Origin of the sequence: Rhodopseudomonas sp., from assembly GCF_048594845.1 — a bacterium.
Lineage (GTDB): Bacteria > Pseudomonadota > Alphaproteobacteria > Rhizobiales > Xanthobacteraceae > Rhodopseudomonas.
Genome location: NZ_JBMDXE010000151.1, coordinates 1 through 5,257 on the forward strand (window position 1 = coordinate 1; position 5,257 = coordinate 5,257).

Consider the following 5,257-nt stretch of genomic DNA (forward strand, 5'->3'; position numbering starts at 1 on the left):
CAGGCGCGCGCCAATCTGCAAGTGTTCATCGACGCCGCGCGCAAGCGGAAAGAAGCGCTCGACCACGTGCTGTTCGTCGGCCCGCCCGGCCTCGGCAAGACCACGCTGGCGCAGATCGTCGCGCGCGAACTTGGCGTCGGATTTCGCGCCACCTCCGGCCCGGTGATCGCCAAGGCTGGCGATCTCGCGGCATTGCTGACCAATCTCGAAGAACGCGACGTGCTGTTCATCGACGAGATCCACCGCCTCAGCCCGTCGGTCGAGGAAGTGCTGTATCCGGCGATGGAGGACTTTCAGCTCGACCTGATCATCGGCGAGGGGCCGGCGGCGCGTTCGGTGAAAATCGACCTGTCGAAGTTCACGCTGGTCGGCGCCACCACGCGCGCAGGCCTCCTGACCAATCCGCTGCGCGACCGCTTCGGCATTCCGGTGCGGCTGAATTTCTACACCATCGACGAACTGGAGAGCATCGTGCGCCGCGGCGCCCGCGTGCTCGGCACGCCGATCACCAATGACGGCGCCAACGAAATCGCCCGCCGCGCCCGCGGCACGCCGCGCATCGCCGGCCGGCTGCTCCGCCGCGTTCGCGACTTCGCCTCGGCGGCCGATGCCGAAGCGATCGACCGCAAAATCGCCGACCATGCGCTCGGCGCGCTCGAAGTCGACAGCGCCGGGCTCGACGCCATGGATCGTCGTTATCTGTCGACCATCGCGCTCAACTACGGCGGCGGTCCGGTCGGCGTCGAGACCATGGCGGCGGCGCTGTCCGAGCCGCGCGACGCCATCGAGGACATCATCGAGCCGTATCTGATCCAGTGCGGCTACCTGCAGCGCACCCCGCGCGGCCGCCTGCTCACCGACCACGCCTTCCGCCACCTCGGCCTCGCCGCCCCCGCCCGCGACCCGGCGCAGATCGGGCTGTTCGGTGATGCCGGGGATCCAGAGTAGGCGTGCCGAAAGCAATGAGTAATCCAGTGTCCTACCCCCTCGACGGCGCTATCCGCGACAGCGTCCATCACATGCACATTCGGGTCTATTACGAAGACACCGACTTCTCCGGCATCGTCTATCACGCCAACTATCTGCGCTTCATGGAGCGCGGGCGGACGAATTATCTGCGGCTGCTCGGGGCGGCGCAGAGTGAGTTGTTTGCGGAGGCGGAGAGCGAGACGCCGGGGTTCGCCTTCGTGGTACGGGCGATGCAGCTCGATTTTCTCAAGCCGGCCAAGATGGACGATCTGCTCGAGGTGATCACTCGGCCGATCGAGGTGCGCGGCGCGTCGATCACCATGCATCAGCAGGTGAGGCGGGGCGACGACGTTCTGATCGAAGCCAAGGTCAAGGTCGCGTTCGTTTCCGGCGGCCGCGCCCGGCCGATCCCACTACCGCTTCGCGTCGCGATGAAGGCTGACGTTAACTGATCCTGTGTGCGGCGGCGTACCGGCGCTAGGGCGTCCGATCGTTTGATGCTAAACGATGAGGACCGCTGTTCTCTCCCGCCCGGAGCGCCCATGACTGGTACGGTTACGCCTGCGACGGTTACTCCTGGTGCGGAGACCCCGGCTGTCGGGAGGTCCGCCACGCCCCACCGGATCGTCATTGTCGGCGGTGGCGCCGGCGGCCTCGAACTCGCGACCGCGCTCGGCGACAAGTACGGCGACGCCGGCGCCGTCCGGGTCACGTTGGTCGACCGCAGCCGTACTCATATCTGGAAGCCGCTGCTGCACGCCATCGCGGCCGGCTCGCTGCGCCGCTCGCAGCACGAGCTGAACTATCTGGCGCAGGCGCACTGGCATCATTTCCACTACCGGCTCGGCGAGATGAACGGGCTCGACCGCGCCCGCAAGGTCATCAAGTTGGCGCCGGTGATCGACGACGAAGGCCGCGAGATCAATCCGGAGAGCGAACTCGGCTACGACACGCTGATCGTTGCCGTCGGCAGCGTCACCAACGATTTCGGCACGCCCGGCGCCAAGGAGCATGCGGTGCCGCTGGAGACGCCGGAGCAGGCGACTCGGTTCAACCGCCGCATGGTCAATGCCTGCCTGCGCGCCCAGCATCAGCACACGCCCATCGAGCCGGGCCAACTTCACGTCGCCATCATCGGCGCCGGCGCCACCGGCACCGAGCTGGCCGCCGAACTGCACCACACCGCGCGCGAAATCATCGCCTACGGGCTCGACAAGATCGATCCCGAGCACGACCTCAAGATCGTGCTGATCGAAGCCGCCGACCGTATCCTGCCGGCGCTGCCGGAGCGGATCTCGCAGGCGACGCTCAAGCTGCTGCAGGACCTCGGCGTCGAGGTCCGCACCCGCGCCCGTGTCGCCGAAGTGCTGCCGGATGGCATCAAGCTCGCCGACGGCCAGCTCATTCCGTCCGAACTGGTGGTGTGGGCGGCGGGCGTGCGCGCGCCGGATTTCCTCAAGGATATCGACGGGCTGGAGACCAACCGGATCAATCAGCTGGTGGTCCGGCCGACGCTGCAGACCAGCCGCGACGACGACGTGTTCGCGCTCGGCGATTGCGCCGCCTGCGCGATCCCCGGCTACGAGAACAACGTGCCGCCGCGCGCCCAGGCGGCGCATCAGGAGGCCGAATTCCTGCTGGCGCAGATCGAGAAGCGCCTCGCCGGCCAGCAGCTCGACGAGTTCCGCTATCGCGATCTCGGCTCGCTGGTGTCGCTCGGCAAGTATTCGGCGGTCGGCAGCCTGATGGGCTCGCTGGTCGGCAAGAGCTTCCTGATCGAGGGCTACTTCGCCCGCTTCATGTATCGCTCGCTGTACAAGATGCACGAGGCGGCGCTGTACGGCCGCGGCCGGACGCTGCTCAGCCTGCTGTCCGGCTCGACGCGGCCGACCCCGACGGTGAAGTTGCACTGACGGCACCCTTGCGGGAACCGGACGCGGGGTTCGTCCGGCGTGGAACTCTTGTGGCCCGCATGCCGCACGGAGCGCCCCGCGGTTTATCGCAGGGCGATGAGACGGCCCCGGTCGGATAGAGTGCGCCGCGCATCGAATGATTCGCGCAGGGACCCGGCATGGCAGGTGTGAACGCTAGTAACGAGACGCCGCGCGTGGTGGAATTTCTCGGGCCGAAGGAGCGCGATCTCCGGCTCGATTTCCTGCGCGGCCTCGGCCAGTGGATGATCTTCCTCGATCACATCCCCTACAACGTGATGAGCTGGCTGACGCTGCGCAACTACGGCTTCGCCGACGCCGCCGAGTTCTTCGTCTACATCTCCGGCTATTCGATCGGCTTCGCCTACGGCCCGGCGATCCGCTCCGGCGAGATGGTGGCGGCGATCAAGCGGCTGTGGACGCGGGCGGCGCAGCTTTATGTGGCGCACGTCTTCCTGTTCCTGTTCTTCACCGCGCAGATCGCGCGCGCCGCGCGGCGCTTCGACAATCCGATGTACAAGGACGAGTTCAACGTCGCGCAGTTTCTCGAAAACCCCGACGTCATGATCCAGCAGGCCCTGCTGCTGAAGTACAAGCCGGTCAATCTCGACGTGCTGCCGCTGTACATCATCCTTGTGGTGGTGGCGCCGCTGATCCTGTGGGGCCTGATGCGCCGGCCGCACACCACGCTGATCCTGTCGGGCCTGCTCTACATCGTGTCGCGCACGCTCGGCTGGAATCTGCCGTCGTTCCCCGACGGCCACTGGTACTTCAATCCGTTCGCCTGGCAGTTCCTGTTCGTGTTCGGCATCTGGTGCGGCTTCGGCAACGGGCCGCAGATCCGGCCGTGGGTGAAGTCGTGGCCGAACCAGACGCTGTCGTGGCTGATCGTCGGCATCGCCTTCGTGGTCGCGCTGTCGTGGAATTTCGAGTCGTTGTACGGGCTGGTGCCGGACGCGGTCGGCAAGGTGATCTATCCGATCGACAAGACCAGCCTGTCGCCGCTGCGGCTGATCCACTTCCTCGCGCTCCTGACCATCGTGGTGAAGCTGCTGCCGCCGGATCTGCCGGCGCTGCGCTCGCGTGCGCTGCATCCGATCATCCTGTGCGGCCAGCGCTCGCTGCCGGTGTTCTGCTTCGGCGTGCTGCTGTCGTTCACCGCGCACTGGATCCTGCGCCAGGTGTCGGGCGGAATCCCGATGCAGATCTTCGTCAGCCTCGCCGGCATCGGTCTGCTGATCGGCATCGCCTGGGTCGCCACCTGGTATCGCAACCTGCCGACGCTGTTCACCGTGCCGGTGACGATGCCGGTCGAGGACGCGCCGAGGCCGCACGCGGCCGCGGCCGATGCGGACGGCGAAACGCGTGTGGTGAAGACGCCGGCCTGAGACCGCTTGACTCGTTGTACCGATCGGTACAATCTCCGCGGCATTGAAGCCGAAGGAGAAGCGAGATGTCGCGTCCACCGCTGCCGCCGTTCACCCGCGAGACCGCCGCCCAGAAGGCGCGGCTGGCCGAAGATGCCTGGAATTCACGCGATCCGGTGAAGGTGTCGCTCGCCTACACGCCGGACAGCCGCTGGCGCAATCGCGCGGACTTCCTGCAGGGCCGTGACGCCATCGTCGATTTCCTCACCCGCAAGTGGGAGCGCGAGCAAGAGTATCGGCTGATCAAGGACCTGTGGGCGTTCGACCGCAACTTCATCGCGGTGCGCTTCCAGTACGAATGGCACGACGATGCCGGCCAGTGGCACCGCTCCTACGGCAACGAGCAGTGGGAATTCGACGACGCCGGCCTGATGCGCCGCCGCGAGGCCAGCATCAACGACGTCGCCATCAAGGAGAGCGAGCGCCGCTTCCACTGGCCCGCCCCCGGGCCGCGCCCGGCCGATGTGCCGGGGCTGGCGGCGGAGCCGTTTTGAATCGGATCTCGTTTTGCTTACACTCGGCCACAACCCCACCCGCCGTCATGGCCGGGACGAGCCCGGCCATGACGGGGAGAGGCTCATACGTCGTCGATAGTAGGCGCCTGTGAAGACACCACGCCCAACCACCAAGCCGTCAACCGACCGCGCCGCGCTGTTGCCGCTGCTCGGCGAGGTGTTTCGTGCGCATGGTTATGAGGGCGCGTCGTTGGCGTTGATCACCGAGGCGACCGGGCTCGGCAAGGGCAGCCTGTATCACTTCTTCCCGGGCGGGAAGAAGCAGATGGCGGCCGAGGTGCTGGCCGAGATCGACGGCTGGTTCGAGGCCAATATCTTTGCGCCGCTGCGCGAGCCGGACGATCCGCGCGCCGCGATCGACGCCATGCTGACCGGTGTCGACGCGTATTTTCGTTCCGGCGCTCGCGTCTGCCTG

At 66.7% G+C, this 5,257-nt stretch carries 6 protein-coding genes; all 6 read left to right on the plus strand.

Annotation, left to right across the window (positions count from 1 at the left end; genetic code table 11):
- On the plus strand, positions 1–948 hold a 948-nt coding region (gene ruvB / locus ACOJTD_RS09340), incomplete at its 5' end, for a Holliday junction branch migration DNA helicase RuvB (protein WP_420132644.1).
- Between the two features lie 14 nt (positions 949–962).
- A complete protein-coding gene (ybgC, locus tag ACOJTD_RS09345; protein WP_420132645.1) occupies positions 963–1,421 on the plus strand; it encodes a tol-pal system-associated acyl-CoA thioesterase in 459 nt (152 codons plus the stop codon).
- Between the two features lie 90 nt (positions 1,422–1,511).
- Positions 1,512–2,882: an NAD(P)/FAD-dependent oxidoreductase gene (locus ACOJTD_RS09350; RefSeq protein WP_420132646.1), complete on the plus strand. Its 1,371-nt coding sequence runs from the start codon at positions 1,512–1,514 to the stop codon at positions 2,880–2,882.
- Between the two features lie 158 nt (positions 2,883–3,040).
- A complete protein-coding gene (locus ACOJTD_RS09355; protein ID WP_420132647.1) occupies positions 3,041–4,288 on the plus strand; it encodes an OpgC domain-containing protein in 1,248 nt (415 codons plus the stop codon).
- A 65-nt stretch (positions 4,289–4,353) separates the two neighbouring features.
- Positions 4,354–4,821, plus strand: coding sequence for a DUF1348 family protein (locus ACOJTD_RS09360; RefSeq protein WP_420132648.1), 468 nt, complete (start codon positions 4,354–4,356; stop codon positions 4,819–4,821).
- A gap of 109 nt (positions 4,822–4,930) precedes the next feature.
- The coding region (locus ACOJTD_RS09365; protein WP_420132649.1) for a TetR/AcrR family transcriptional regulator at positions 4,931–5,257 on the plus strand (327 nt) is incomplete at its 3' end.